The 26667-nt window shown below is 65.9% G+C and carries 28 protein-coding genes; 4 read left to right on the forward strand and 24 right to left on the reverse strand.

The features are described 5' to 3' along the window. A partial coding sequence (locus ACFOLG_RS09645; protein WP_386091231.1) for a hypothetical protein occupies window positions 1-249 on the forward strand: 249 nt, incomplete at its 5' end. Further along, window positions 233-862, forward strand: coding sequence for a pyrimidine 5'-nucleotidase (locus ACFOLG_RS09650; protein ID WP_386091233.1), 630 nt, complete (start codon window positions 233-235; stop codon window positions 860-862). The genes ACFOLG_RS09645 and ACFOLG_RS09650, both read left to right, overlap by 17 nt. Here the strand turns inward: ACFOLG_RS09650 and ACFOLG_RS09655 are convergent. Then, entirely contained in the window at window positions 836-1930 is a 1095-nt protein-coding gene (locus ACFOLG_RS09655) for a VanZ family protein (RefSeq protein ID WP_386091235.1), read from the reverse strand. The genes ACFOLG_RS09650 and ACFOLG_RS09655 overlap by 27 nt on opposite strands. A gap of 123 nt (window positions 1931-2053) precedes the next feature. Next, entirely contained in the window at window positions 2054-2653 is a 600-nt protein-coding gene (locus ACFOLG_RS09660) for an OmpW/AlkL family protein (RefSeq protein WP_386091237.1), read from the reverse strand. A gap of 149 nt (window positions 2654-2802) precedes the next feature. On the opposite strand from ACFOLG_RS09660, the gene ubiD reads away from it, so the two are divergent. Next, a complete protein-coding gene (gene ubiD, locus ACFOLG_RS09665; protein WP_386091239.1) occupies window positions 2803-4278 on the forward strand; it encodes a 4-hydroxy-3-polyprenylbenzoate decarboxylase in 1476 nt (491 codons plus the stop codon). Between the two features lie 76 nt (window positions 4279-4354). Next, window positions 4355-4708, forward strand: coding sequence for a YggL family protein (locus tag ACFOLG_RS09670; protein WP_386091241.1), 354 nt, complete (start codon window positions 4355-4357; stop codon window positions 4706-4708). A 66-nt stretch (window positions 4709-4774) separates the two neighbouring features. On the opposite strand, the gene ACFOLG_RS09675 is transcribed toward ACFOLG_RS09670, so the two are convergent. The 22 genes from ACFOLG_RS09675 to ACFOLG_RS09780 form a co-directional block, all read right to left on the reverse strand. Continuing rightward, window positions 4775-5143, reverse strand: coding sequence for a hypothetical protein (locus ACFOLG_RS09675; RefSeq protein WP_386091243.1), 369 nt, complete (start codon window positions 5141-5143; stop codon window positions 4775-4777). Window positions 5144-5187: 44 nt separating this feature from the next. Continuing rightward, window positions 5188-5679, reverse strand: coding sequence for a GNAT family N-acetyltransferase (locus tag ACFOLG_RS09680; RefSeq protein ID WP_386091245.1), 492 nt, complete (start codon window positions 5677-5679; stop codon window positions 5188-5190). 114 nt (window positions 5680-5793) lie between these two features. After that, the gene (gene aspA / locus ACFOLG_RS09685; RefSeq protein WP_386091246.1) at window positions 5794-7197 is read right to left on the reverse strand and encodes an aspartate ammonia-lyase; all 1404 of its coding nucleotides are present in this window, start codon (window positions 7195-7197) and stop codon (window positions 5794-5796) included. 193 nt (window positions 7198-7390) lie between these two features. Beyond that, window positions 7391-8302, reverse strand: a complete 912-nt coding sequence (locus ACFOLG_RS09690) for a LysR substrate-binding domain-containing protein (protein ID WP_386091248.1) — start codon at window positions 8300-8302, stop codon at window positions 7391-7393. Window positions 8303-8506: 204 nt separating this feature from the next. Beyond that, the gene (locus ACFOLG_RS09695) at window positions 8507-9820 is read right to left on the reverse strand and encodes a dicarboxylate/amino acid:cation symporter (protein WP_386091250.1); all 1314 of its coding nucleotides are present in this window, start codon (window positions 9818-9820) and stop codon (window positions 8507-8509) included. 247 nt (window positions 9821-10067) lie between these two features. Beyond that, the gene (locus ACFOLG_RS09700; RefSeq protein ID WP_386091251.1) at window positions 10068-11954 is read right to left on the reverse strand and encodes a polysaccharide biosynthesis protein; all 1887 of its coding nucleotides are present in this window, start codon (window positions 11952-11954) and stop codon (window positions 10068-10070) included. A 30-nt stretch (window positions 11955-11984) separates the two neighbouring features. After that, window positions 11985-12344: a GFA family protein gene (locus ACFOLG_RS09705; RefSeq protein ID WP_386091253.1), complete on the reverse strand. Its 360-nt coding sequence runs from the start codon at window positions 12342-12344 to the stop codon at window positions 11985-11987. Window positions 12345-12353: 9 nt separating this feature from the next. Further along, on the reverse strand, window positions 12354-13022 hold the full coding sequence (locus ACFOLG_RS09710; RefSeq protein WP_386091254.1) for a sugar transferase: 669 nt from the start codon (window positions 13020-13022) through the stop codon (window positions 12354-12356). Continuing rightward, window positions 13022-14185: a DegT/DnrJ/EryC1/StrS family aminotransferase gene (locus ACFOLG_RS09715; RefSeq protein ID WP_386091256.1), complete on the reverse strand. Its 1164-nt coding sequence runs from the start codon at window positions 14183-14185 to the stop codon at window positions 13022-13024. The genes ACFOLG_RS09710 and ACFOLG_RS09715 overlap by 1 nt, the downstream gene beginning before the upstream one ends. Continuing rightward, window positions 14182-14784, reverse strand: coding sequence for a hypothetical protein (locus tag ACFOLG_RS09720; protein ID WP_386091258.1), 603 nt, complete (start codon window positions 14782-14784; stop codon window positions 14182-14184). Before ACFOLG_RS09720 ends, ACFOLG_RS09715 begins: the two co-directional genes overlap by 4 nt. Before the next feature lie 365 nt (window positions 14785-15149). Next, window positions 15150-16190: an acyltransferase family protein gene (locus ACFOLG_RS09725; RefSeq protein ID WP_386091260.1), complete on the reverse strand. Its 1041-nt coding sequence runs from the start codon at window positions 16188-16190 to the stop codon at window positions 15150-15152. A gap of 39 nt (window positions 16191-16229) precedes the next feature. After that, a complete protein-coding gene (locus tag ACFOLG_RS09730) occupies window positions 16230-17459 on the reverse strand; it encodes a glycosyltransferase family 4 protein (RefSeq protein ID WP_386091262.1) in 1230 nt (409 codons plus the stop codon). Window positions 17460-17553: 94 nt separating this feature from the next. Next, complete coding sequence (locus tag ACFOLG_RS09735) at window positions 17554-18255, reverse strand: DUF1345 domain-containing protein (RefSeq protein ID WP_386091263.1); 702 nt, start codon at window positions 18253-18255, stop codon at window positions 17554-17556. Between the two features lie 13 nt (window positions 18256-18268). Then, on the reverse strand, window positions 18269-19372 hold the full coding sequence (locus ACFOLG_RS09740; protein ID WP_386091265.1) for a glycosyltransferase family 4 protein: 1104 nt from the start codon (window positions 19370-19372) through the stop codon (window positions 18269-18271). Window positions 19373-19374: 2 nt separating this feature from the next. After that, window positions 19375-20472, reverse strand: a complete 1098-nt coding sequence (locus ACFOLG_RS09745) for a glycosyltransferase (protein ID WP_386091267.1) — start codon at window positions 20470-20472, stop codon at window positions 19375-19377. After that, window positions 20469-21695, reverse strand: coding sequence for a DegT/DnrJ/EryC1/StrS family aminotransferase (locus tag ACFOLG_RS09750; RefSeq protein ID WP_386091269.1), 1227 nt, complete (start codon window positions 21693-21695; stop codon window positions 20469-20471). Before ACFOLG_RS09750 ends, ACFOLG_RS09745 begins: the two co-directional genes overlap by 4 nt. Beyond that, window positions 21689-22213 carry an acyltransferase gene (locus tag ACFOLG_RS09755; RefSeq protein WP_386091271.1) on the reverse strand — a complete coding sequence of 175 codons (525 nt, stop codon included), beginning with the start codon at window positions 22211-22213 and terminating at the stop codon, window positions 21689-21691. The genes ACFOLG_RS09750 and ACFOLG_RS09755 overlap by 7 nt, the downstream gene beginning before the upstream one ends. Beyond that, the gene (locus ACFOLG_RS09760) at window positions 22206-23498 is read right to left on the reverse strand and encodes a lipopolysaccharide biosynthesis protein (RefSeq protein WP_386091273.1); all 1293 of its coding nucleotides are present in this window, start codon (window positions 23496-23498) and stop codon (window positions 22206-22208) included. The genes ACFOLG_RS09755 and ACFOLG_RS09760 overlap by 8 nt, the downstream gene beginning before the upstream one ends. Next, complete coding sequence (locus ACFOLG_RS09765) at window positions 23495-23803, reverse strand: hypothetical protein (protein ID WP_386091275.1); 309 nt, start codon at window positions 23801-23803, stop codon at window positions 23495-23497. The genes ACFOLG_RS09760 and ACFOLG_RS09765 overlap by 4 nt, the downstream gene beginning before the upstream one ends. Then, the gene (locus tag ACFOLG_RS09770) at window positions 23804-24901 is read right to left on the reverse strand and encodes a DegT/DnrJ/EryC1/StrS family aminotransferase (RefSeq protein ID WP_386091277.1); all 1098 of its coding nucleotides are present in this window, start codon (window positions 24899-24901) and stop codon (window positions 23804-23806) included. A 42-nt stretch (window positions 24902-24943) separates the two neighbouring features. Next, a complete protein-coding gene (locus tag ACFOLG_RS09775; RefSeq protein WP_386091279.1) occupies window positions 24944-25516 on the reverse strand; it encodes an acyltransferase in 573 nt (190 codons plus the stop codon). Between the two features lie 2 nt (window positions 25517-25518). Beyond that, a complete protein-coding gene (locus ACFOLG_RS09780) occupies window positions 25519-26577 on the reverse strand; it encodes a Gfo/Idh/MocA family protein (protein WP_386091281.1) in 1059 nt (352 codons plus the stop codon). Between the last annotated feature and the right edge of the window lie 90 nt (window positions 26578-26667).

Raw genomic sequence — 26667 nt, forward strand, 5'->3', positions numbered from 1 at the left:
CACCTATCGGTTATTTGGTTTGTTAAAGAGCGGGCTGACTTCGTTTCGTTGCGTCGTCAGCAGAGGAGGCGAACTATACCCATCGCCCCTGAAGCCGTCAACAGCCAATTGCACGAAAACCCCAACGAATTCGACAAGCCATTGATTTTGATAACATCAAAAAACACCAGGCACCCGCAATCTGGCCAAGCTACACTGGCTAACCTGATTTTTGATGACATAGACAATCTTGATGAACTGGCTATTTGATCTGGATGAAACGCTGCATCATGCCGGCCATGCCGTATTTCCGCGGATCAGCCAACGCATGACCGACTACATCGTGCAGCATCTGGGCTATGAGCCGCAGGCGGCCAATCAGCTACGCACGCATTACTGGCGCCGTTACGGCGCCACATTAGGTGGACTAGTGCGACACCATCATGTGGCGGCGGATCACTTCCTGCGCTTCACCCACGATATGGACGAACTGCTGCCGTGGATCGGTTACAGCAACCGCTTGCCGCAGTTGCTGCGCAGCCTGCCAGGACGCAAGTGGGTATTCTCCAATGGCCCGCAGCATTATGTAGAAGCCATCACCGCCCACCTAGGTATCGGCCACCTGATCAGCCGCTGCTATGGCATGGAAGCACTGGCTTACGCCCCCAAGCCACGCAGTAGCGGCTATCACCGGGTACTGCGCGACGCTGGCCTGGCGGCCGCCGGTTGCGTGATGGTTGAAGATACTGCGGCCAACCTTAGAACGGCGAAACGGCTGGGCATGCGCACCGTGTGGATCAGCCAACTGCCGCGCAAACCGGGCTGGGTAGACTGGCGCATTAGCGATTTGCAGCAGCTAGCGACGCTGCCACTTGGCCGCTAACTGCTGCCACAGCCCCAGCCCCAGACACAGCAGCGCCGCCACCGGCCACAGGTCGGACAGAAAATCCACCAGCGCGCTCATATTGTGCAGATGGCCATAAGGCCAGCGGAACAACGACAAGAAATCCGCCTGCACGCCCCCCAACGGCCACAACACCGCCGCACTCTGGGCAATCGCCAACGCCAGAATCGCGGTGAGCGTCTGCAGCAGACGGCCAGCCTTAGCCAGCAGCCAGGACAGCAGAAAGCCGGCAGCCCAGCCGGTTACCAGATGCGGATTCACCCACTGAAAGAACGCAAACGGCTTGAGTAGCGCACCGGCGGCCAACAGTTTGAGCAGCCAGGCCGACAGCAGCAGCAGGAAAATCGACTTGCCGCGCTCGGCCTTGCTGGCGACAAAGCAGGTAATGAACAGGCAAACGGCCAGCATATTACTGGCGGCACCACCGGCTTCCAGCAGAAACAGGAACAGCCGCGGGTTCTCCAGCGGCGACAGATAAGGCTGCGGCAGCCCTTGCGGATAGGCCACCACGCCGAACAGCGGTAACGCCGGATTCAGCTGGGTAAGAAACCACAAGCCCATCGCCAGCAATGCGTAATCGGCCGCGCTGCCGGCAACAAAATGTCGCCGCCGCCACTGCCACAGGTGATGCCAGTGCTTGCGCAACCACGGTGACACCGCCAGCACCGCCCCCAGCATGGCGCCCGCCAGATTGCACAGCACATCCAGATTGGAGGCGATGCGCGTGGGCAGGAATTCCTGCAGAAATTCGACGCAGATGCTGGTCAGGGCCGCCAGCAGCATGGCAAACAGCAATGAAAACCAGCGCGGCAGTAACAGTAGCGCCAGGCTGAAGCCGTAGGGAATGTAGATCAGCAGGTTGGCCGCATTATCGAACAGCCGGGTGTAGTAAGGCAGCGGGTAGAACAGGAATTCGAACAGCGGACGGCCGCTATAGCTCCAACCGGAGAAAGGATACAGGCTGAGGAAAACGATGATGACCGCATTGATCAGGGCGGCGTACAGCGCCACATGACTATGCGAAGCGCGAGCGGGAAAGGCGGCCATCGCCAGATTCATTCCGGAGAAATAACCGGGCAAGGATACCCAGCCCCCTGTGCTGGCACAAGGAAGTAGCGGCAAAAAGGGGCGCCGCAGCGCCCCTTTCAGATAAATACTGCTCGCCCCAAATTAGAACTTGGTGCCGATACCCACGCTGGTTACCAGCGGGTTGATATCCAGAGTACCTACCTCGCCACCAGCTACGCTGGAGCTAACTTTGGTCTTGATCCACAGTTTCTTCACGTCGAAGTTGATGAACACGTTCTTGCTGACCGGGATATCCATGCCAACCTGCAGTGCCGGGCCGAAGCTGTTCTTCTTGATCGACAGACCCAGACCGGAGTCATCCTTGAAGCCGTAGAAGCGGGTGTAGTTGATACCGGCGCCAACGTACGGACGGAACTGGCCTTCCGGGCTGAAGTGGTACTGAGCGGTCAGGGTCGGCGGCAGCACTTTCACCGAGCCAATGTTGGTGCCGCTGGCAGAGATGTCATGCTTGGAGGTACCCAGGATCAGTTCAGCACCGATATTGTTGGTGAACATATAGGTGAAGTCGAGTTCCGGGATAGTGTCGTCGTTGACATCGACCTTCAGGGTTTCCAGCACATCGTTTACCGAAGTCTGCGGATTGACGTTGGTAATACGGAAGCGCGCCAGGATGTCACCCTGGGCGGCAAAAGCGGAAGTGGACAGCGCGGCAAGCAGAGCGGCAACAGCAAACTTTTTCATATTTATCTCCAAGCATGTAGCAGACAGTAGAACTGAGCGCAGCCACTGCCGGCGGTTGACTTGCCGGTACGCGAACAGTAGCTTGCGACGTTGGAGAAAGCTTAACCCTGCGCTACCTAGGGCTTTTTGCGCTAGATCATGAAAGCAACATGAAATACAACGACCTGCGGGACTTCATGTCCCAGCTTGAATCGCAAGGCGAACTCAAGCGCATCAAGGTGCCGGTATCGCCGCACCTGGAGATGACCGAAATCGGCGACCGCGTGCTGAAAGCCGGCGGCCCGGCGCTGCTGTTCGAACAGCCGCAGCAAGGCAACAGGCGCTACGACATCCCGGTGCTGGCCAACCTGTTCGGCACCCCCAAGCGGGTGGCGATGGGCATGGGGGCGGCCGACGTGATGCAACTGCGCGAGATCGGCCAGACCCTGGCCTATCTGAAGGAGCCGGAGCCGCCGAAAGGCCTGCGTGATGCCTGGGACAAGCTGCCGCTCTTGAAGCAGCTGCTGGCGATGGCGCCAAAGGAAGTAAAGAAGGCGCCGTGCCAGCAGATCGTGTGGGAAGGCGCCGATGTCGACCTGGCGCGCCTGCCGATCCAGCACTGCTGGCCGGGCGACGTGGCGCCGCTGATCACCTGGGGGCTGACAGTCACCCGCGGCCCGCACAAGAAGCGGCAGAACCTAGGCATCTACCGCCAGCAGGTCATCGGCCGCAATCGCGTGATCATGCGCTGGCTGGCGCACCGCGGCGGCGCACTGGACTACCGCGAATTCCGTACGGCCAACCCGGACAAGCCCTACCCGGTGGCGGTGGTGCTGGGCTGCGACCCGGCCACCATCCTGGGCGCGGTCACCCCGGTACCGGACACGCTGTCCGAATACCAGTTCGCCGGCCTGCTGCGCGGCAGCCGCACCGAGCTGGTGAAATGCATCGGCTCCGACCTGCAAGTGCCATCCAGCGCCGAAATCGTGCTGGAAGGCCACATCCACCCGAATGACATGGCGATGGAAGGCCCGTACGGCGACCACACCGGCTACTACAACGAGCAGGACAGCTTCCCGGTATTCACCATCGACCGCATCACCATGCGCGAAAACCCGGTGTACCACAGCACCTACACCGGCAAGCCGCCAGACGAGCCGGCGGTGCTGGGCGTGGCGCTGAACGAGGTGTTCGTGCCCATCCTGCAGAAGCAGTTTCCGGAGATCGTCGACTTCTACCTGCCGCCGGAAGGCTGCAGCTACCGCATGGCGGTGGTCAGCATCAAGAAGCAGTACCCCGGCCACGCCAAGCGGGTAATGATGGGCTGCTGGAGCTTCCTGCGCCAGTTCATGTACACCAAGTTCATCGTGGTGGTGGACGACGACGTAAATACCCGCGACTGGCAGGAAGTGATCTGGGCGATCACCACCCGCATGGACCCGGTGCGCGACACCACGCTGATCGACCACACCCCGATCGACTACCTGGACTTCGCCAGCCCCATTTCCGGCCTGGGCGGCAAGATGGGGCTGGACGCCACCAACAAGCTGCCGGGCGAGACCAACCGCGAATGGGGTACCCCGATCGTGATGGATACCGCCACCCGCCAGCATGTGGACGCACTGTGGCAGCAGCTGGGGCTGTAATCGCGCAAAGCGGCGGCGCGGCAGCAGCCGCGCTGTTATCATGCGCGCTTTGATCCGACACCAAGGCACACACACCATGAGCAACGCCAATTCCCGCAACCGCCTGAAACGCCTGAACAGCCGCCAGCGCAAGAAACTGCGCGTCGGCGAATTCCAGGAACTGGGCTTTACCGTGGTGGCCACCCTGAGCAGCGACGAAGCCGCCAGCGACGCCTTCCTCAACGACTGGCTGGAAGCCGTGGATGCGCAAGGCGTGAGCTTTGGCGGCCACTACAACCAAGGCGAGCTGGACGGCATCGTGTTCCCGGTTGGCGCCGCCACCATTACCGCCGAGCTGCGCGCCGGCCTGGTGGCCTGGCTGCAGGGCCGCAAGGAAATCACCCAGCTGCAGGCCGGTGAGCTGATGGACGTGTGGCACAGCCACTGGTAAGCCAGCGGCTGCCAGCAGCAAGGCAAACGGCTCCCGCGGGAGCCGTTTTTCATGTGGACGTCGCCGCTAGCGCAAGGTCTGGCGCGCATATGCCAGCAGGCCGGCGCTGCCATGGCGGTGGCAGGCGCTGACACAACGTTGGCCGCAACGCCACAGCGGCCGCAGCAACCGCGCCGGTCGCGGCACCGCCAGCAGTTGCGCCCAGTAATGCATGCCGGCATCGAAACAATCGTAGCCCAGCGCCAGCCAGTGGCGGCGCAGCTGCTGTTGCCAGCGCGGCCAACCTTGCTTGCCGCTGGCGGCCTCCAGCCACAGGTGCGCGCAACTCAAGCCTTGCGCACGATGCCAGGCCTGCCAGCTTTGCCGCTGCGCGCGCTGGCAATGCAGCCAGGCTTGCGGCAACGCCGCCACCCTTCCCCGCCGTAGCGCAGTCATCGCCGCCTCCGATTGTGCAATGCAACAATCGTGGTATAGCCCAGCTACCGGCCGCAGACCAGCACTTTCTCCAGCCACACGATGCCATCGTCCGGCGCGCGCGGATGCGGCTGCTCGCCGATCGGCACATAGCCGCAACGCAGGTAAAACGCCAGATTGCCCGGCAGCTTGCGGCGGATCGACAGCCGCAGCCGCGCATAACCCCGCGCGCGCGCCAGTGGCTCCAGCCAGGCCAGCAGCTGTTGGCCGCAGCCCTGGCCCTGCAGCTCGGGCAGCACCGCCACGCGCTTGATCTCCGCCACCTCGGCGCTGTCGGTGGGCAGCAGGCAGGCGGTGGCCACTGCCCTGCCCATCAGCTCGCCGATGGCGAACAGCTGGCCCTGCGCCAGGCGTTGCGCCAGCGTCACCGCGTCCTCATCCAGTGCCGTCGGCCGGCTGGATACCACGCCAAGCAGCGGGCCGAATGCCGCCTGCAACAGTGTGCGGATGGTGGCCACATCCGCCGGGCCGGCCAGCCGGCATGCGAGCTTGTCCATGACTTCTCCCCCCGAAAACCGCTACCAGCCTAACAGACACAAAAAAAATGCCGCAACGCCCTGCGACGTTGCGGCCAACCCTTCTTTCTTCACACTACAAGGAGGGGGACAAACTCAGAGTTCCACCCAGCGCGGGCTGGTCAGCGCCGCCGGCTGCAGCACGGTATCCAGCTGCTTCTGGGTGAGCAGACCGCGGCGCAGCACGATGTCGTAGACGCTGCCGCCGGTCTGGTGGGCCTCCGTCGCCACTTCGGTGGCGGCGGCATAGCCGATGTAGGGGTTGAGCGCGGTCACCAGCCCTACCGAGCGGTGCACGCTGTCGCGCAGGAAGTCGACATTGGCAGTGATGCCGACCACGCAGTTGTCGCGCAGGGTGTCGCAGGCATTGGCCAGGTGGCTGACGCTGCGGAACAGGCTGTAGGCAATCACCGGCTCGAAGGCATTGAGCTGCAGCTGGCCGGCTTCCGCCGCCATGGTCACCGTCATGTCGTTGCCGATCACCTCGTAGGCCACCTGGGTCACCACTTCCGGAATCACCGGGTTGACCTTGCCCGGCATGATGGAGGAACCCGCCTGCCGCGCCGGCAGGTTGATTTCGCCGAGGCCGGCGCGCGGGCCGGACGACAGCAGGCGCAGGTCGTTGCAGCTCTTGGACAGCTTCACCGCCACGCGCTTGAGCACGCCGGACAGCTGCACGAAGGCGCCGCAATCCTGGGTGGCCTCGATCAGGTTGGGCGCGGTTTCCAGCGCCAGGCCGGTGAGCGCCGACAGCTTGTCGCACACCAGCGGGGTGTAGTCCGGGTGGGCGGTGATGCCGGTGCCGATGGCGGTGGCGCCCAGGTTGATTTCCAGCATCAGAGCGCTGGCCTCGTACAGCCGCTGCTCGTCCTCACCCAGCATCACCGCGTAGGTGCGGAACTCCTGCCCCAGCGTCATCGGCACCGCGTCCTGCAGCTGGGTGCGGCCCATCTTCAGCACCTCGGCGAATTCATCGGCCTTGTCGTCGAAGGCATCGCGCAGCCGCGCCATCGCTGCCAGCAGGCGCTGCACGCCCCAGAAGGTGGCCAGCCGCAGCGCGGTGGGGTACACGTCGTTGGTGCTCTGCCCCATGTTGACGTGCTCGTTGGGGTGCAGGTGCTGGTATTCGCCCTTGCCGTGACCCAGCAGCTCCAGCGCGCGGTTGGCGATCACCTCGTTGGCATTCATATTGGTGGAGGTGCCGGCACCGCCCTGGATCACGTCGACCACGAACTGCTCATGCAGCTTGCCGGCGCGGATCTCCTCGCAGGCCAGCACGATGGCGTCCTTGTGATGGTCGCTCAGCAGCCCCAGCTGGTGGTTGGCCTGTGCCGCCGCCTGCTTGATCACCGCCAGCGCGCGGATCAGGTCGCCGTAGCTGGCGATGGTCTGGCCGGTGATGGGGAAGTTCTCGATGGCGCGCAGGGTATGCACACCCCAGTAAACATGGGCCGGCACCTCGCGGTCGCCGAGCAGGTCGTGTTCCAGGCGGGTCGTCATGATGTGTGTTCTGCTTTGCGGTTGGCTGCTGCGCACTGTAGCCCCGGCCGCCAGCAGGCCGCCAATTCCGAATGCCGATCGCCCCATGCGCGATTTGCATGATGCCGCCAGCGCGCCGCGGCGCGCAGCAAAATGGCCGCATTACGCGGCCATCGGCAATCAATGCGGCACGGACCCGCCGCAGCCGGCAGCGCTACACCGCCGGGTAGCGCTGCGCCAGCCGCTGCCACAACGCATCCAGCGCCGGCAGCTCGCGGCGCGCGTCGCGGTAGACGCGGATCTCCATCTGCAGCGCCCAGTCGTCGTCGCCGGCCAGCGCCAGCTGCCCGGCGGCCAGCTCGCGCTGCACCGCGCTGTGCGGCAGGAAGGCCATGCCGTGCCCTTCCAGCACCATCGCCTTCAGGCCCTCCGCCATATCGGTTTCGAAGCAGCGCTGCAACGCCGCCGGGGTGGCGGCGCGTTCCAAGATCAGCTCCACCATGCGGTGGAAGTAGGCATTCGGGCCGTAGGCCAGGAACGGAATCGGCAGCCGCTCCTCGCCCGGCAGCTGCCATTCCGCGGTGCCGTCCGCCAGCTGACGGGTGAACGGCCGTAGCGTCTCGCTGCCCAGCACCAGCGCCTGGTAGCGCTCGGCCGGCAGCTCCACCGGGTGGCGCGGGTGGTGGTAGCACAGCATCAGGTCGGCATGGCCTTCCGCCAGCGCCACCACCGCATCGTGCACGTTATGTGCCAGCAGGCGCCAGGAAATGTCGCTGACCGCCTCGTGCTCCTCCGCCAGCCAGCGCGGCACGAAGCCGAACGACAGCGTGTGCGGCACCGCCAGCGTCAGCGTGGCGGCGTCGGCCGCTTGCAGCGCGCGCACCTGGCTGCGGGCGCTGGACAGCTCGCCCACCAGCAGCCGCGCCTTGTCGCGCAGCAGCTCGCCGGCCGGCGTCAGCTGCGTCGGCCAGGTGGTGCGGTCGATCAGGTCGGCGCCCAGCCAGCTTTCCAGCGACTTGATGCGGCGCGAGAACGCCGGCTGCGTCAGGTGGCGCAGCTCGGCCGAGCGGGTAAAGCTGCCGGTTTCGGCCAACAGCAGAAAGTCTTCCAGCCAGCGGGTATCCATCAGGTGCTCCGGCACAAGTTGGCCGCATGCTACACCAGCCCGCGCCCTCCTGCCCTTGATTCCGCCCAGCAAGGTTGGCCGCAGCACGCCGGACACGGCGGCAGACGCAAAAAAGCCGCCCGGAGGCGGCTTGGTCTGCGCAGGGCGGAAGCCCGGTCCCTCCGGGCGTTCCGCCAAAGCGCATGTGCAACATGGCAGCGGCAATCAGGCCTGCTGCTTAGCGAACGCCGGTTCCACGTCCTGGCGCGGTTCCGGGTCGATGTCGTCGTCTTCGTCCAGCTCCGGCTGGGCGGCGCCCAGCGCGTTCTCGGTCTTGGCCACCACGCTGGCGGCAATGGCGTTGCCCAGCACGTTGGTGGCGGAGCGGCCCATGTCCAGGAAATGATCCACGCCCAGCAGCAGCAGCAGGCCGGCTTCCGGAATATTGAACTGCGCCAGGGTGGCGGCGATCACCACCAGCGAGGCGCGCGGCACGCCGGCCATGCCCTTGGAGGTCACCATCAGGATCAGCATCATGGTGATTTCCTGCGACAGCGACAGCTGGATACCGTAGGCCTGAGCAATGAAGATGCTGGCGAAAGTGCAGTAGATCATCGAACCGTCGAGGTTGAACGAGTAGCCCATCGGCAGCACGAAGCTGGCGATGCGATCACTGCAACCGAAGCGCTTCAGGCGGTCCAGGGTCTTCGGGTAGGCGGCCTCGGAGCTGGCGGTGGAGAACGCCAGCAGCGCCGGCTCGCGCACGGCAACCAGCAGTTCGAACACGCGGCGCTTGAGGAACAGGCTGCCCATCAGCAGCAGGCACGCCCACAGCATGCCCAGCGTCAGGTAGAACTGGCCCATGAAGCTGCCGTAGGTGGACAGGATGCCGAGGCCTTCCTTGGCCACCATGCTGGCAATCGCCGCGAACACCGCGAACGGCGCGAAGTTCATCACGTAGCCGGTGACTTTCAGCATGATGTGCGCCACCGCGTCGATGGCGTCGATCAGGCCCTTGGCCTTGTCGCCCACCGCGGAGGCGGCGGTGCCGAAGAACAGCGAGAACACCACGATGGCGAGGATCTCGTTCTTGGCCAGCGCGTCGAACACGCTCTTGGGAATCAGGTGGCCGATGAAGTCCTTCAGCGTCAGCGCGCCCTTCTCGATGCCGGAGCTGGCGGCTACGTCCGGCAGCGGCAGGCCCAGGCCCACGCCCGGCTTGAGCAGGTTCACCATGACCAGGCCCAGCGACAGCGACACGAAGGACGCGGTCAGGAACCAGCCCATGGTTTTGGCGCCGATGCGGCCAACGGTAGCGGAGTCGCCCATGCGCGCGATGCCCACCACCAGGGTGGAGAACACCAGCGGCGCGATGATCATCTTGATCAGGCGCAGGAAGATATCGGTAAGGATGGAAAGCTGGTCAGCGAAGGCGTTGATGGCCTCCGGGCTGGCAGCGGTTTCACGCCAGCCGTAGCCAGCGACAATGCCCAGCAGCATCGCGGCCAGGATCATTGCGGTAAGTCGGTTGATTTTCACGGTGGTTTCCCTGTGCTGTCATCACTGAAAAACCTCCTTTGTAGTGCGAAGTCTTAATTATCTTCGGCCTTCTGCGAGGCCTGCATGCCGGCGGGGACCGGCCTTCATCGCGGACAGCTGCTGCTTTCCGTCGTGAAGGGCTGGGATTAGAACAGAAAACGCTGCGCTTGCCAGCCCTCCGTTTTCCCTATTGCCACAAAAAACCCCGCCGGCATGGGGCGGGGTGTGGCGTGGATGCCGCAGCGTGTCAGCGCGGCGCGGCCTGGCTCACCCAGTCGGCGGTAGCCGCGGCGGCCTGGAATTCATGCACCACGCCCTGCAGCAGCGCAAACGCCTGCGCTGCGTCCAGCGCCGCGCAGGCGCTGCTCAGCGCCGCCAGGTGGCCGTCCAGCTCCGCCGCCGGCAGGTGGTATTCCTGCGCCCGCATGATGCGCGGGTGGTCGGTGGCCAGCACGCCGTCGCCGATCAACAGCTCCTCGTACAGCTTCTCGCCCGGGCGCAGCCCGGTGCAGCGGATCTCGATATCGCCGTGCGGATGCTGCTCGTCGCGCACCTCCAGCCCGGACAGGTGCACCATGCGCCGCGCCAGGTCGATGATCTTCACCGGCTCGCCCATGTCCAGCACGAACACATCGCCACCCTGCCCCATCGCGCCGGCCTGGATCACCAGCTGCGCCGCCTCGGGAATGGTCATGAAATAGCGGGTGATGTCCGGGTGGGTGAGCGTTACCGGGCCGCCGGCGGCGATCTGGCGCTTGAACAGCGGCACCACCGAGCCGGAGCTGCCCAGCACGTTGCCGAAGCGCACCATCACGAAGCGGGTGGCACTGCCGCGCGCGTGTCGCGCCTGCAGCGTCAGCTCCGCCAGCCGCTTGCTGGCACCCATCACATTGGTTGGCCGCACCGCCTTGTCGGTGGAAATCAGCACGAAAGTGGCCACCCCGGCGGCTTCCGCCGCCGCCGCGCAGCTGTCGGTGCCGAAGGCATTGTTGACGATGCCGGCCACCGGGTTGTGCTCCACCATCGGCACGTGCTTGTAGGCGGCGGCGTGGTACACCGTCTGCACGCCGAACACCCGCATCACCGAGGTGAGCCGCGCGCGGTCGGTCACCGTGCCCAGCAGCGGCAGCCGTTCCACCGCCGGCGCCAGCCGCGCCAGTTCCTGGTCGATGCTGTACAGCGCGAATTCGGTCAGCTCGAACAGCACGATGCGCGCCGGCTGCTGCTTGACGATCTGGCGGCACAGCTCGGCACCGATGGAGCCGCCGGCGCCGGTGACCATCACCACCTTGCCACGGATATTGGCCGCCAGCAGCTCGCCGCGCGGCGGCACCGGGTCGCGACCCAGCAGGTCGTCGATCTCCACCTCGCGCAGCTCGTCCACCCGCACCTCGCCGGACACCAGGTCGGCCATGCCCGGCAGGCGCTTGATCGGCACGTGCAGGGCTTCCAGCTGCTCTAGGATCTGGCGGTGGCGGCCGCGGCTGGCCGACGGCATCGCCAGCAGGATCAGCTCGGCGCCGGTATCGGCCAGCAATGCGGCCAACGTTTGCGGGTCGTGCACCATCAGCCCGCGGTAGGTGCGGCCCCACAGCTGCGGGTTGTCGTCGACAAAGGCCAGCGGCCGGTATTCTCGCCCCTCCTGCAATGCCACCATCAGCTGCAGGCCGGCACGACCGGCGCCGTAGATCAGCACCGGGCGCCGCGGCGCGTCCAGCGCGTCGATGCGGCGCACTACGCCGCGCAGCAGGAAGCGGCTGCCGCCGATATAGGCCATGGCGAACACCCAGAAGATGATGATGGCGGTGCGCGGGAACGGCCCGATGCCGGCCATCAGGATCACCGCCATCAGCAGCAGCACCGATAGCGACACGCCGACGAACACGGTATAGACGATGCGGTCGTCGAGGAATTTCAGCACCGCGCGGTACAGCCCCAGCTTGATGAAGATCGGCAGCACCCACAGCGGCGGCACCGCGAAGATCCACAGATACGGGTCCAGCTTCGGATCCCAGTTGCCGCCCAGGCGCAGCAGCACCGCGCTCCACATCGCCAGCGGCAGCAGCAGCGCATCCAGCAGCATCAACAACGCCATCTTGTGATGGCGCGAGAAGGCAAACAGTTTTTCCAGCATGTCAGCTCTTGTAATAGGTTCGACCACGGCTCAGGGCATCGCGGCGCCGATGGCCTGGCGCAGCGGGATGCCGCTCGGGTCGAAGTCGTCCAGGCAGTGCACGTTGATGCCGAAATTATCCGGCGTCACGCGCTTGCGGTGGAACGGGTAGATGCCACACACCTTGCAGAAGAAATGCCGCGCGGTATGGGTATGAAACTGGTACTCCGCCAGCTGTTCCGCGCCGGCCAGCAGGCGGAACTTGCTCTCGTGCACCTTCACCATCAGCGCGTTCTTCTTGCGGCACAGCGAGCAGTCGCACATGGTCAGCTCGGGAAAATCGCTGCGGACCTCGAACTGCACCGCGCCGCAGTGGCAGCTGCCGCGGTAAGTCTGTTCCGGTCGGCTCATGGCATCCCTTCAGCGGGTAATGATCTTCAGCAAGGTGGCGAGGATGATCTGCACATCGCCGGCCAGGCTGTAGCTTTGCGCATAGCGCAGGTAATAGCCGAGCTTTTCCGGCAACACCTGCTCGATGTAGGCACGCTCCGGGTCGGCAGCCCTGGCCAGAATCTGGTTCTCGTCGATCATGCGGATCGACGCCCAGTCGGTAATGCCGGGGCGCACCGACAGCACGATGTCGCGCACATTGTCCGGGTAGCAGGCCACGTACTTGGGCACTTCCGGGCGCGGGCCCACCAGGCTCATGTCGCCGAACAGCACGTCCAGCAGCTGCGGCAGTTCATCGAGCTTGCTCTTGCGCAAGATGTGGCCAGCGCGGGTGACACGGCTGTCCGCGCCCACCGTCAGCTGGCCGGCGGCCTCGGCATTGATGCGCATGGTGCGGAACTTGTGGATGCGGAACAGCCGGCCGCCGCGCCCTACCCGCAGCTGGCGGAAGAACACCGGGCCGGGCGAATCCAGCTTCACCCACAGCCCGATCAGCAGCAGCAGCGGCCACAGCAGCGCCAGCCCACCCAGCACGGCGACCAGATCGAACAGGCGCTTGAGCAAGGGCGAGCCGTGGCGTGCGGCCAACGTTGGCCGCAGCGTATCAACATGCAGGCTGTTTTCTGGCTTGTCGCTCATCACTTGCCCAGCAGCTGGCGCACCGCGGCAATCACGCGGCTCTGGTCGTCTTCGCTCATGCGGGTGTACAGCGGCAGCGTCACCTCGGCTTCGAACGCCGCATCGGCCACCGGGAAATCCTCGCGCTTGAGGCCGTAGCCGTCACGCCATACCGGCTGGCGATGCAGCGGGATGAAGTGCACCGAGCAGCCGATGCCCAGCTCGGCCATTCGCACGATGAAATCGTCGCGGCTGATGCCGGCTTCCGGTTTGAGGCGCACCGGGTACAAATGCCAGGCGTGGTTGCTGCCGGCCTCCGTCGGGCGCGCCGGCAGGATCAGCGGCAGGTCGGCCAGCTCGGCATCGAAGCGTGCGGCCAAGGTTTCGCGTTTGGTCAGGAAGGCATTGATCTTCTTCAGCTGGTGGATGCCCATCGCCGCGGCGGTATCCGGCATGTTGTACTTGTAGCCGGGGGCGATCACCTCGTAGTACCAGGCCGGGGTCTTGGAGGTGTAGCGGTCGAAGGCATCGCGGCTGATGCCGTGCAGGCGCATGACTTTACATCTCGCGATGATGTCCTTGTTTTTCGACACCACCATGCCGCCCTCGCCGGTAGTCATGGTCTTGTTGGCGTAGAAGCTGAACACCGTCACATCGGAATCCAGCGTGCCGACCAGCTTGCCCTTGTACCAGGTAGGCATGGCGTGGGCGGCGTCTTCGACGATCTTCAACCCGTGCTCGCGGGCAATGGCGATGATCTCGTCCATGTCGCAGGCGAGGCCGGCGAAATGCACCGGCATGATTGCCTTGGTCTTCGCCGTGATGGCGGCACGAATCGCCTGCGGGCGGATGTTGAAGGTGGCCGGGTCCACATCCACGATCACCGGGTGCGCGCCGAGGTAGCGCACCACCTCGGCGGTGGCGGTAAAGGTGTAGCTGGGCACGATCACCTCGTCACCCTCGCCCACGCCCACCGCTTCCAGCGCCAGGTGCAGACCGGCGGTGGCGGAGTTGACGGCAATCGCCTCCACGCCGTCGCCGATGAAGGCGGCGAAATCGGCCTCGAACTGTTTGGTCTTGGGGCCGGTGGTTACCCAGCCGGAACGCAGCGCGTCGACTACTTCGTTGATTTCGTCTTCACCGATGTCCGGCAGGGCGAAGGGGAGGAATTTTTGTTGGGTCATTTTTTCATCACTTGTATAATAAATTTTTTACATTTAGAAAGCTGATTCTCGGCACTATCAACTTCTTCGACCACTAGCATCTTTTTCATCTCTCCTAGCAGAATCTCAGAGTGCCTCTCACATTCAATTCTGAACTCCACATAATCGATTTGATCAGCGCTACTTCCGGCCTCACTTTGAGCGACATAACCTGCTTTTCTACTTCGTCTTTTAAGTCCACGAATTGACTCTTCCATCCAGTCGTTTACACGGCCTCCCAAATCCATTCCAAAAACGAAGCTAAGGTGAAAAACTTCAATCCGTATTTCATCTAACAGCCTAGCATCATCAATGCTGATCAAAAAATCATCAGGAGAGTCCTTATCAAAGGACAAGAAAAGATTTTTATGTCGAACCCAATCATTAAAATCTAAAACAGCCCGAAAAACTTTAGCCCGATCCGAAAACAATGAAACTCTTAATTGCATCCTCGATATATACTTTGCAGAGTTTGCCACTTTAAATGACACAAAGGCGACAACTACTGAAACTATTGACGCAATGGCAGAAACCACATCAGGCCAATTAGAACCATCTTCTAGCACCCCAAGAAAAATCAAAGCTTTCCCCTAGTAGCATTTAAATTCCATAGTCAAAGCATCTACCTGTAGGTTGACTTCGCAAACCTTGCCACCATCATGCGGCCAACGTTGGCCGCAACGTCTGCGACGCACTCGTCCCGTCAGCCACGCGCCGGACAAACCGTACGCGCCAAGGGTACAAGCCACCGCATGTCCGAGCGCAGCGAGTTCGGCGGCGCCTTGGCGCTGCGTTGCCAGCCGGGGTTTCGAGCAGCCCGGGGCGCCTTTTCTTTGGGTACTTTCTTTTGGCGACGCAAAAGAAAGTACCTCGTCCGCCGCGCGAAAGCGGCCAGCAAAACCATCGCCGCGCAGCGGCATCCTGCCTGCGGCCAACCTTGGCCGCCTCACTTCAGCTTGTCCGCCAGCCGCTTGCCGATTTTCTGCGTCGGCAGTTCGACAAATCTATTGATCGCCAGCGCCATATACCAGGTGGCCGCCAGCGCGATGGCCACCATCAGCCACCACGGGGTGCCGTATTGTGCCAGCGCGAACAGGATGGCGTAACCGGCCACCGAGTGGCAGACATACCAGGCGTAGCTGACACCCGCCACCCGCGTCAGCAGCGGCGCCGCCACCAGCCGCGGCCACAGCGCGCCGGCGACGAACAGCGCCACGCCGATGCCGTAGCTGGCATACAGCTGCGGCGACTCCCAGCCGGTAACCCACATGAACAGCGCCAGCATGATGGCAAAGTGCAGTACCGTTTCCAGCCGGCCGGCCTGGCCGCTACGGTAGAAGTACAGCCAGCAGCCGGCAAACATCAGCGGGAAGTAGCAGACGATGGTCTGGAAATCGTTCACCCCGGCATAGCGCGTCAGCCACACCACCAGCGGCAGCAGCAGCCAGATCGCCCACTTGATGCGCCGGCCGGTCAGCGCGAAGGCACTGCCGAGCATGGCGTAGAACCACAGCTCCACTTTCAGCGTCCACATCACCGGGTCGATGTTGCGGCCGCCCAGCCAGTCCTGGAAGGCGATGCTGGCATGGCCCAGCACATCGGCACGGGTGACGTCGAAGGTGCCGCCCGGCAGCAGCGAGGCCAGCCACAGCGCCGCCAGCGTCAGCGCCAGGCCGGCCCAGTAGGTGGGGTAGATGCGGAACAGCCGCGACACCGCGAAGCGCGCCGCGCCCATGCGAGTGAGCGACAGCGGAATCAGCAGCCCGGAAATCAGCAGGAACAGCCCCACCCCCAGCGCGCCGAGGTTGAACGGCAGCACGAAGGAGGCGCCGTGGTAGCCATCCAGCGGCGGCAGGTGCATCACCTCGGCGATGCGGTCGCGGCGCTGCCAGAAGATCTGCGTGTAGTGGAACAGCACCACGGCCAGCATGGCCAGGCCGCGCAGGCCGTCGGCGAAGTCGAAGCGGATGTGTTGTTGCTGGCTCATGCCTGTCCTTGTCTGCTGCGGCCAACGTTGGCCGCACGCTTAGCGAATGCCCTGCAAAAAGCGCCGCGCCAGCACCGCGTAATCGTGCTTGGCCAGCACGTAAGCCTTGCCGGCGGCGCCCATGCGGCCGCGCTCGTTGCCACTAAGCGTCGCCATGCGTTGCAGGCCGTCGGCAATCGCCGCCGGATCTTCCGCGCCCACGCTGATGCCGGCGCTCGCCTCCGCCACCATGTCATTGCCGGCCGCCACCGAATGCAGCACCGGCTTGCCGGCCATCAGGTAGTCGAACAGCTTGTTGGGGTTGATACCGAAGCGGTAGATGGGCAGCTTGCGCCAGCCGATGTACAGCGCATCGCACTCGGCAAGGAAGGCCGGCACCGCGCGCTTGGGAATCGCCGGCAGGAAGCTGACGTTGGCCAGCCCCAGTTGCTGCGCCTGCGCCACCAGCGCCGCCTTGTCCGGGCCGTCGCCCACCAGCACCAGGTGCACATTGCCCTCCGCCGGCAGTTGGCTGGCCGCCTGCAGCAGGAAATCCAGCGCATTGGCCAGCCCATGGCCGCCGGCATAACCGACGATAAAGCGCCTGTCGGCCTTAAGCTGCGCCAGGCGCATGCGGTGCTCGGCCGGCAGCGGCTCGCTGGCGCCCTGCCACTCCGCCACGTCCACGCCGTTGGGAATCACCAGGTATTTTTCCGGCGCCATGCCATGCGCCAGCATGTAGTCCTTCGCGCACGGCAGCATCGACACCACGGTATCGGCCTTGCGATAGCCGAAGTCTTCCGCCCACTGCAGCAGGCGGATGAACGGGTGCTTCGGGCTCATGCCGCCCACTTCCACCGGGGTCAGCGGCCACAGATCATGCACCTCGTACACCAGCTTCGCCCCGGTCTTGCCGGCGATGAAGGCCGCCGGGATGGTGTCCAGCGGGTAGGTGGAGGACGCAATCACCACGTCCGGCCGCCATTGCTTGAGGTAGCGCCCGGACAGGCCCATCACCCGCCCCAGGAAGCGGAAGATATTGATCACCCGCTTCAGGCCGTTGCCCTCATATTTGGGCGTCTTGCACCAGGTGTAGCAGATGCCGTCGATGTCCTGGTCGGCGTAGTTGCTGCTCAGTTGCGGGTTGTGCTGGCGCAGGTGCGAGTAGTCCGCCGCCAGCATGTGCACCTCGTGCCCGGCCTTTACCCATTCGCGGGCCAGGTAGTAGGGGCGGAATTCCATGCCGTGCTGGGGGCTGCCGGCGTAGTGGTTGATGTAGAGAATGCGCACGTAAAACTTTCGTCAGGGTTGGCCGCAAGGCCAGCCGGCCGGGTGTTGCCGCGGTTTACGCTCTGGCAAACCAGCGCGCGGCAGATCGTGAGGTCTAGAACAGCCCGGCCAGCAAGTTGATCATCAAAGCCACCACCGTGGTGTTGAACAGGAAGGACAGGATGCAGTGCACGCTGCCGATGCGCCGCATGTGGCGGCTGGCCAGGCTCACGTCCGCCGTCTGTCCCGAAGTGCCGATCACCGCGGAAAAATAGAAAAAATCGCCGTAATCCGGCGTGTCGCTGCCGGGAAACTGCAGCGCCGGCGCCTCGCCGCGCGCCTGGCCCACGAAGTAGGCATGCGCGTAGTGCAGCGCGAACATGGTCTGGGTGAACAGCCAGGACGTCAGCAGCGTCAGCGCCACCAGCGCCACCAGTGCCACATGCCCCAGCCGCACCGCGCCGTGCAACTGGCGCGCCGCCGACAGCTCCAGCACGATGGCCAGCAGGCAGGTGATGGCGGTGCACACCACCAGCGTCAGGATGCTGCGCTGGCCCACGTCCTCGCGCAGCGCGCGGCTGCGGATGTGTGCTTCGCTGGCGCCGGCCATCATGTGCGCCGCCAGCAGCAGGTACAGCACGGCGCCGGCGTTCCAGCCCAGCATGAAGGCGGTGCTGCCGCGCATCGGCAGCAGGCTCTGCGCCTGTGCCAGCAGCGCCACCAGCAGGCCGCACAGCCCGGACGACAGCAGCCGCGGCCGCACCAGCAGCATGTGCAGCGGCAGCAGGCGGTGCGGACGGCGATGGGAGGTGCTCATCGGGCGCGGCGCCTCATGCGGCCAACTGCTGGTACAGCGCCAGCAGCTTGTCGGCCTCGGCCGCCCAGCTGTACTTGGCCAGTACCGCGCGCTTGCCGGCGTCGCCCATCGCCTGGGCGCGGGCATCGTCGGCCAGCAGCGCGGCGATGGCGTCGGCGATGGCGCGCGGGTCCTGCGGATCCACCAGCAGGCCGCAGCCGGCATCCTCGACGATGTCGCGCCACAGCGGGAAATCGCTGGCGATCACCGGCAGGCCGGCGGCCATGTATTCGAACAGCTTGATCGGCAGCGATTCCACGTAGCTCGGCGTCGGCAGCAGCGTCACCAGCCCGACCTTGCTCTGCGCCAGCACCGCCGCCACGCCGGCACGGTCCAGCACGCCCAGGTCGTTGACGCGGCTCCAGCCGGCTTCGCGCTGCAGCGCGGCTTTCAACGCCGGCTCGCTCCAGATGCCGGCCAGGTTGAGGCGGGTGTCGGTGTCCGGCAGCGCGGCGATGATCGGTTCGATGCCGCGGGTACGGCTGATGCCGCCGAGGTAGCACACCTCGTTGCGGCGGCTGGCCCACGGCGTATCGCGCACCAGCTCGGCCAGGATCGGGTAGTTGCACACGTCCACCGCGTGGCGGGCGCCGGCGCGCTCGAAGCGCTGGCGGATCACCGGCGTGGCGGCAACGATGGCATCGAAGCGGCGCGCGGCGTAGTCCTCCAGCGTCTCCACCCCGCGCGACACCCATGGCCGCGCCAGGCCGGGAATCCAGTGCTTGGCCAGCACCTGGCGCGGCACGTCCTCGTGCACGTCGTACACCACCTTGATGCCGGCCTGCTGCAGCCGCAGCGCGGCGGGGATCAGCTCCGGGTCGTGGAAATGCACCACCTCCGGCTGCAGTGCCAGCGCCTTGTCGTACACCCGCTTCACGGTGCCGGTCATGCGCGCCAGCCGGCCGCCGCTCTTGGCGCCGACATCATGCAGCCGCACGCCGCGGTTGATCTCGTCGCCGTTGCCGTCGGCAACGATCAGGTGCACCTCGTGGCCGGCGGCGGCCAGGCTGGCGCACTCCTTCACAAAGATGCGGATGTCGTGGCGCGGGTGGGCGCTGCTGAGATGGGCGATTTTCATGGCTAGGCTTTCCTGCTTCCGTGCGCAGCGGGGTCGCCGCGGCGCGCCAGCAATTCATGGTAGATGGCGGCAAAGCGCGCCATATTGGTCTGCTGCAGCCCCTTCTCTTGCACCAGCCGGCGGTTCAGCGCCACCGCCTCGGCCAGCTGCGCATCGTTGGCCGCATGCCGCAGCTGCGCTTTCATGGCCTCGCCCAGCCGGCCCACATCCTCGACGATGGCGCCGTTGACACCGTCCAGCACCCATTCCAGGTTGGCCGGCAGGTTGGACAGCAGCGGCAGGCAGCCGTGGCCCATCGCTTCCAGCAGGCTGATGCTGGTGGCGTCGCTCTGCGGCACGCTGACGAACACCCGCGCGTCGCGGTACAGCCCGGCCAGCACGTCCGGGGTGACGAAGCCGCTGAACTGGATGCGCTGCAAGTTGAGTTCGCGCGCCAGTTGCAGCAGCGCGTCGGTTTCGCTGCCGCTGGCGGCCACGGTCAGCGACCAGCCGGCCAGCGCCGGATCGGCCTCCACCACAGCCCAGGCACGCACGATGGCGTCGATGCGGTACAGCGGCTTGTGCAGGCGGCAGGACAGCACGTTCAGCGGCTTGGCGGCGATGTCCGGCTGCTCCGGCAGCGCATCCATGCCGAAGTTGAGCACGTGCATGCGCCGCAGCGGCGCCAGCTGGCGGCACACCGCCGCCATGTGCAGCGAGTCGCTGCTCACCGCGCTGGCCGCCGCCAGGTTGGCCGCCACCATATTCTTCAGCAGCCGGTTCTGCTGCGGCAGCAGCAGCACGTCCGAACCCCAGGTGGTGAGCAGCCACGGAATGTTGCGGCCCTGCAGCGCGCGGCGGGCGTGCCAGGCCACGCTGTTGGCCTGGTGCACGTGCACCATGTCCGGCTGCAGTTCGTCGATCAGCGCGGCAATCTTGCCGGCGGTGCGCAAGGCACGCAGGCTGAAATCCACCTGCAGCACGCGGCCAAGGTTGGCCGCATGGTAGCGCGCCGGCAGCGGGCCGCTGCTGATGAGGTGCACCTCGTCCACGTGCGGCGCGATGCCGGCCAGGTAGCGGAAGGTATGCACCGAGGCGGAGCCGATCAGCAGCAGTTTCATGCGGATTCCTTCTGCTGGCGCAGCAGCTGCGCCAGCGCCTGCTGCAGGCGCTGCAGCTTGTGCGCCAGCGCGTCGTCCACCGCCAGATTGATGTTGAGCGGCAGGTTGAACACGCTGGCGGCCAGCGCCTCGGCATGCGGCGCGCTGCGCGGCTGGTAGCCGTGGCGGAAGGAGCCGGCCGGGTGGATCACGTCGTCGAACCACACGCCGATGGCCAGGCCGCTGACGGCGGTCAGCTCGCGCGCCAGCCTGGCCTTGTCCACCACCGGGAACGGCAGCGCGAACGGGTAGCGCACCCAGTGGGTGTCCGCCGGCGCCTGCCACTGGGCGATGTCCGGCAGCGTGTCCAGCATGGCGCGGTAGCGCGCCGCCAGCTGCTGCTTGTGCGCCAGCGTGGCCGGCAGCCGCGCCAGCTGCGCGCGGATCAATACCGCCGACAGCAGCGGCAGCTCGCGCGCCGGATGCGGCGCGCCGTCCAGCACCTCGTGGTCGCCGGAGCGGTAGATCAGCCGCAGCCGCCGCAGCAGCGCCATGGCGATGCGGCCAAGCAGCGGCCAGCGGGCAGACAGCAGATGCGCCTTCAGCGTGGCCAGCAGCCGCCACTGGTCGGCGCAGCTCACCTCCGGCAGCGCCGGCTGCGGCAGGTAGTCGCCGGCCGGCAGCAACGCAAAGCCGCCGATGCCGCCGGTGAGGTTCTTGGAGTATTCGAAACTGAAGAAGGCGCCGTCGTGGTAGCTGCCCAGCCACTGGCCGGCGCAGCGCGAGGCGAAGCCGTGGGCGGCGTCGTCGACGAAGCGCACCTGGCGGTGCTTCTCGCGCAGCCAGGTCGGCACTTCGCAGGCGATGCCGAAGTTGTGCGGCACCACCACCACGCGGGTGTGGCGGCGGATGGCGATGTCCAGCATCTGCCAGTCGTAGCCCAGGCTGCCGCGCTGGATGTCGACGAAACGCAGCGTGGCGCCGCTGGGCGGCACCTGGTTAGGTACCACCACGCAGGTGAACGCCGGCACGATCACCTCGTCGCCCGGCCCCACGCCGTGCAGCTGCAACAGCGCGGCGAAGGCGGCGCGGCCGCTGTCGTACAGCACGATGCGGCTGTCGTCCACCTGCAGCAAGGCGGCCAGTTCGCGGCTCAGCGCGCGGCGCTGGTAACGGCGGCCGGCCAGCATGCCGGGCAGCGCCAGCAGCAAACGGCCCAGGGTCAGCGAATTGGCGGTCAGCACAACGGTTTCACCTTTCTGGCCGGTTGGCCGGCATACAGCCAGCCGCTGTCCAGCGCGCCCTTGACCACGCTGCCGGCGGCCACCACCACGTTGTCGCCGATGCTGGCGCCAGGCAGCACAATGCAGCCGGCACCGATGAACACATTGTTGCCGACGCTGATGTCGGCATCGACATGGCAGTCGCTGAACGGCGTCGCCGGCGCATCGGCCGGAATGCCGTTGCTGTGGCAGAAGAACATGCAGCGCGGGCCGACGGCGACGTGCTCGCCCAAGCGCAGCGTGTTGGCGCCGAGCAGACAGTAGTGATACGGCGCCAGGTGGCTGTGCGCGCCCAGCTGCAGGCGGCCGCCGCCGTGGCTGAGTACGTCGCCGCCCCAGTACAGGCGAGCGTGCGCGCCCAGTTGCAAGGCCGCCGGCCGCACCTTGACCGACGGGTTCACCCGCGCCGATGCGGCCAACCTTGCGCCGCGCAGTTGCAGCCAGCCGCGCCACAGCAGCAGCAGCAGTCGATTAAGCATGTGCCCCTTCCCGACGGCCCAGCAGGCGGAACACCCACGCCACGTAGGCCGCAAAATAGACTGTCATCACCACCGACATCAGCGCGAACGCCTGCATGGCATCGCGGCTGGCCAGGTACACGGCGGCAAAGGCCGCCAGATTCACCAGCACGCCGAGCAGTACGAACACGAACGAGGCGCGCTGGCGGCCGATCACCATCGGCACCATGAACGCCGGCCCGGCGATGAAGGCGGCGGCGAAATACGGCGCCAGCAGCGCGGCGATCTGCCCGGCGCCATGCCAGGCCGGGCCGAACACCAGCGCGAACAGCGGCCCGCCCCACACTGCCAGCACGCCGAACGGCAGCACGGACAGTGCCGCCAGGATCAGCAGCGCGCGCTTGAGCAGGCCGGACAGCGCGCGGCCGCTGGCGGCGGCTTCGGCCAGATCGCGAAACACCACCTGCGCCACCGCCTGCCCCACCAGCGCCGCCGGCAGCTTGAGCACGCGCAGCACCAGCGCATACTGGCCGACGATGCCGGCGCCGGACAGCGCGCTGAGCATGGCCAGCATCAGCGAATCCTGAAACGCCACCACGAAGGCATGCGGGGTATTCACCAGCGGGAACTCGCGGTAGCGGCGCGCCACCGCCAGCAGCGCCTGGCGCTGATGGCCGCGCAAAAAGGCAAAGCGCGCCGCCAGATCGCCGCGCAGCAGCGCCAGCAGCGCCAGCGCCTGCCCCAGCAGTTGCGACACGATCAGGCCGCCGGCGGCGAGGCCGGACCAGCCGGCCGCCACTTGCAGTATGGACACGCCCAGCGATTGGGCCACCCGGCCCTGGGCGTTGGCCGCATAACGGCGCCGGCGGTTGTTCCACGCCGTCCACGCCGCCACGCCGCCGGCCAGCCACACGCCCAGCGGCAGCAGCGGCAGCCACGGCGCCAGCGCCGGCGCCTGCAGCAAGGTGGCGATGGCCTGGTGCCACGGCCAGAACAACAGCAGGCACAGCAGCAGCAAGGCGGTGTTGATCAGCAGCGCCAGCCGCATCAGCCGCGCCGCTTCCTCATCGGTTTTCGGCAGTACCACCGCCATGTCGAAACGGGCGGTGGCGATCACCGCCAGGTTGGACAGCCAGGCGACGAATACCGCCAGCAGGCCGAAATCGGCCGGGGTGTACAGCCGGGTCAGCAAGGGCGCGAACAGCAGCGGCAGCGCCTGCGCCAGTGCCGCGCCGCTGGCCAGGGTGGCGACATTGCGGGCGAAGCCGCCGGCGGCGAGCCGTTGCCGGAGCGCGGCCAACCTCATGGCAGCCGGATCCTGGACGGGCGCAGCAGCCAGGCAAAGGCGGCGAACAGCGGCATGCCCAACAGCGCGCTGGCGCCCAGCACCGGCCAGAACCCCAGCCGCGCCAGCAACCACGGGAACAGCAGGAGCGTCGGCAGCACGTACCAGCAGGTATGGCAGCCGTGGTTGCCGCTCTTGCTGTCCGGCTGCTGTTCCAGCCGCAGCGAGGCCAGCAGTGCGCCCAGCTGGTCGCTACGCTTGGCCAGCGCCGACACCAGCAGCACCAGCGCCGCCAAGAGCAGGTACTTGAACGCCAGCAATGCCACTTAGGCCAGCGCCTTCTTCACCGCGGCGACGATGGCATCCTGGGTGGCGTCATCCAGGAACGGGTGCATCGGCAGGCTCATCACCCGCTTGCCGGCGGCCTCGGCCAGCGGGAAGCTGCCCTCGCCCAGCCCCAGGTGGGCGAACGCCGGCTGCAGATGCAGCGGAATCGGGTAGTGCACCGCGGTGGGAATGCCCATTTCCTGCAGCGCCTGCTGCACCGCCTCGCGCTGCGCCACCTCGATGGTGTACTGCGCGTAGACATGGCTGTTGCCGGCGGCAATCACCGGCACCCGCGCCACTTCCGCCAGCAGTGCGCTGTAGCGCGCCCCGATGCGTTCGCGCGCCGCCACCTCGGCCGGGAAGCTCGGCAGCTTGGCCAGCAGTACCGCGGCCTGGATGGTATCCAGCCGGCCGTTGAGGCCGATCACCGGGTGGTGGTAGCGGCGATCCTGGCCATGGATGCGGATTTCGCGCATTTTCTTCGCCAGCTCGTCGTCGTTGGTGAACACCGCGCCGCCGTCGCCGTAGCAGCCCAGCGGCTTGGACGGGAAGAAGCTGGTGGTGCCGATGGTGCACAGGTTGCCGGAGCGCTTGCCGTGCTGGCTGGCGCCGAAGCTCTGCGCGCCGTCCTCGATCACCGGCAGGCCGTGCTTCTCGGCGATGGCGTTGATGGCGTCAAAGTCGGCACACTGGCCATACAGGCTCACCGGCATGATCGCCTTGGTGCGCGGGGTGATCGCCGCTTCCAGCAGCGCCGGGTCGAGGTTGTAGCTCAGCGGGTCGATGTCGACGAACACCGGCTTGGCGCCCAGCAGCGCGATCATCTCGCCGGTGGCGATGAAGGTGAACGGGGTGGTGATCACCTCGTCGCCGGCCTGCACACCCAGCGCCATCAGCGCGATCAGCAGCGCCTTGGTGCCGTCACAGACGCCGATGGCATGCTTGGCGCCGGTGTAGGCCGCCAGCTGCGCCTCAACCTCTTTCACCTCCGGCCCCATGATGTACTGGCCGTGGTCCAGCACCGCGTGGATGCGGGCGTCGATGTCGGCCTTCAGATGCTGGTACTGCGCTTTCAGGTCAATGAACTGGATGCTCATCGCGGACTTTCCGGTGCATGCGGCCAGGCTTGGCCGCGGGATTCAGTTGAGCGGCGCGCAGTGGTTGCCGCCGATGTCGTAACGTTGGCCGCAGACGCCGCAGCCGTGCTCGCCGATGCTGTCCGGCAGCCGCTCGCCGCACTGGCACATCCAGCCGATGCGCCGCGCCGGGGTGCCGACCATCAGCGCGTACGGCTTGACGTCGCGGGTCACCACCGCGCCGGCGCCGATGAAGGCGTACTCGCCGATTTCGTGGCCGCAGACCACGGTGGCATTGGCACCGATGCTGGCACCGCGCTTCACCACCGTGCGGCGGTATTCGCTCTTGCGGTTGATGTGGCTGCGCGGGTTGTTGACGTTGGTGAACACCATCGACGGGCCGCAGAACACGTCGTCTTCCAGCGTCACCGCGTCGTAGATCGACACATTGTTCTGCACCTTGACGTTGTCGCCGATGATCACGTCGTTGCCGACGAACACGTTCTGGCCAAACGAACAGCGCGCACCGATGCGCGCGCCGCCGCAGATATGCCCCCAGTGCCAGACACGGCTGTCGTCGCCGATCACGGCGCCGTCATCGACGATGGCGGTGGGATGTACGGTGTAGGCGGCCATGCTCAGTACTCCAGCGGCAGGCTGATGCGCTTGCCGTCGCGGGCGGACAGATACATGCCGATCAGCAGCTCCAGCGACTTCAGGCCCTCGCGGCCGTCGGTCTCCGGCTCCGCCTCGCCGCGCATCACCTGGATCACGTTGTCGTAGTACAGCGGGTGGCCGAAGCCGTACACGCTGGTGGTGGCGTAGCTGGCGCCCTGGATCTCGGCGTCCATCGCGTGCGGCTCGGCGAACTCCCAGTGCTGGATCTCGTTCACCGCCATGCCGCCGACGCGCACGCTGCCCTTCTCGCCGAGGATGGTGATCGAGCCTTCCAGGTTTTTCGGGTAGGTGAGCATGGTGACGTTCATGCTGCCCAGCGCACCGGAGCGCCAGCGCAGGCTGACCACGCCGCTGTCTTCCACCTCGATGTCGCGCTCCAGCGTGGCGGTGTAGGCCTGCATGCTTTCCACCGGGCCGATCAGCCAGTCGATCAGGTCGACGTAGTGGCTGGCCTGGTTCATGAAGGCGCCGCCGTCGTATTCCCAGGTGCCGCGCCAGTCGGCCTGGTCGTAGTAGGACTGCGGCCGGGTCCAGAACACGTTGATGTTCACCATGTAGATGCGGCCGAAGCGTTTTTCCTGCACCGCGCGCTTGAGCAGCTGCAGGGTGGCGTTGCGGCGGTTCTGCTTCACCACGAACAGGCGCTTGCCGGCCTGGTCGGCGGCCCTCACCATCGCCACGCCGTCGTGCCAGCGGGTAGCCATCGGCTTCTCGGTCATCACATGGAAGCCGGCGGCAAAGCAGTCGATGGCTTGCTGCGGATGCAGCCCGGACGGGGTGGTGAGGATCACCACGTCGGCATCGCTGCTGGCCAACAGCTCGCGCAAGCTTGCATGCCCGCGGGCGCCGCTGCGCGTTACCGCGGCAGCCAGTGCCGCCGGATCGGTATCGCACACGTCCACCAGCTCGCAACGCGCGGCGTGCTGCTCGATGGCGCCGAAATGGTTGGCCGCAATGCGGCCGCAGCCGACCAGCGCGAAGCGCAGCTTGCGGTCGGTAATGGTTTGGTAACTGATCATCGCCTGATTCCTTGCTTGGCCGGCCTGCGGCCAACCTGTCAGCCTGTCGTCATGACCACAGGCCAAAAAACCGTTGGCCGCACGTGGCGG

Source organism: Vogesella facilis (assembly GCF_042648525.1).
Classification (GTDB): Bacteria; Pseudomonadota; Gammaproteobacteria; order Burkholderiales; family Chromobacteriaceae; genus Vogesella; species Vogesella facilis.

Coding starts and splice junctions, on each gene's coding strand:
- ACFOLG_RS09680 (WP_386091245.1), bottom strand. CDS start 5,679: ATGGACAAGCTCGCATGCCGGCTGGCCGGCCCGGCGGATGTGGCCACC.
- ACFOLG_RS09705 (WP_386091253.1), bottom strand. CDS start 12,344: ATGAGCCGACCGGAACAGACTTACCGCGGCAGCTGCCACTGCGGCGCG.
- aspA (WP_386091246.1), bottom strand. CDS start 7,197: ATGACGACCCGCCTGGAACACGACCTGCTCGGCGACCGCGAGGTGCCG.
- ACFOLG_RS09780 (WP_386091281.1), bottom strand. CDS start 26,577: ATGATCAGTTACCAAACCATTACCGACCGCAAGCTGCGCTTCGCGCTG.
- ACFOLG_RS09745 (WP_386091267.1), bottom strand. CDS start 20,472: ATGAAACTGCTGCTGATCGGCTCCGCCTCGGTGCATACCTTCCGCTAC.
- ACFOLG_RS09700 (WP_386091251.1), bottom strand. CDS start 11,954: ATGCTGGAAAAACTGTTTGCCTTCTCGCGCCATCACAAGATGGCGTTG.
- ACFOLG_RS09740 (WP_386091265.1), bottom strand. CDS start 19,372: ATGAAAATCGCCCATCTCAGCAGCGCCCACCCGCGCCACGACATCCGC.
- ACFOLG_RS09690 (WP_386091248.1), bottom strand. CDS start 8,302: ATGGATACCCGCTGGCTGGAAGACTTTCTGCTGTTGGCCGAAACCGGC.
- ACFOLG_RS09760 (WP_386091273.1), bottom strand. CDS start 23,498: ATGAGGTTGGCCGCGCTCCGGCAACGGCTCGCCGCCGGCGGCTTCGCC.
- ACFOLG_RS09775 (WP_386091279.1), bottom strand. CDS start 25,516: ATGGCCGCCTACACCGTACATCCCACCGCCATCGTCGATGACGGCGCC.
- ACFOLG_RS09670 (WP_386091241.1), top strand. CDS start 4,355: ATGAGCAACGCCAATTCCCGCAACCGCCTGAAACGCCTGAACAGCCGC.
- ACFOLG_RS09710 (WP_386091254.1), bottom strand. CDS start 13,022: ATGAGCGACAAGCCAGAAAACAGCCTGCATGTTGATACGCTGCGGCCA.
- ACFOLG_RS09655 (WP_386091235.1), bottom strand. CDS start 1,930: ATGGCCGCCTTTCCCGCTCGCGCTTCGCATAGTCATGTGGCGCTGTAC.
- ACFOLG_RS09650 (WP_386091233.1), top strand. CDS start 233: ATGAACTGGCTATTTGATCTGGATGAAACGCTGCATCATGCCGGCCAT.
- ACFOLG_RS09755 (WP_386091271.1), bottom strand. CDS start 22,213: ATGCTTAATCGACTGCTGCTGCTGCTGTGGCGCGGCTGGCTGCAACTG.
- ubiD (WP_386091239.1), top strand. CDS start 2,803: ATGAAATACAACGACCTGCGGGACTTCATGTCCCAGCTTGAATCGCAA.
- ACFOLG_RS09770 (WP_386091277.1), bottom strand. CDS start 24,901: ATGAGCATCCAGTTCATTGACCTGAAAGCGCAGTACCAGCATCTGAAG.
- ACFOLG_RS09660 (WP_386091237.1), bottom strand. CDS start 2,653: ATGAAAAAGTTTGCTGTTGCCGCTCTGCTTGCCGCGCTGTCCACTTCC.
- ACFOLG_RS09675 (WP_386091243.1), bottom strand. CDS start 5,143: ATGACTGCGCTACGGCGGGGAAGGGTGGCGGCGTTGCCGCAAGCCTGG.
- ACFOLG_RS09715 (WP_386091256.1), bottom strand. CDS start 14,185: ATGACCCAACAAAAATTCCTCCCCTTCGCCCTGCCGGACATCGGTGAA.
- ACFOLG_RS09725 (WP_386091260.1), bottom strand. CDS start 16,190: ATGAGCCAGCAACAACACATCCGCTTCGACTTCGCCGACGGCCTGCGC.
- ACFOLG_RS09735 (WP_386091263.1), bottom strand. CDS start 18,255: ATGAGCACCTCCCATCGCCGTCCGCACCGCCTGCTGCCGCTGCACATG.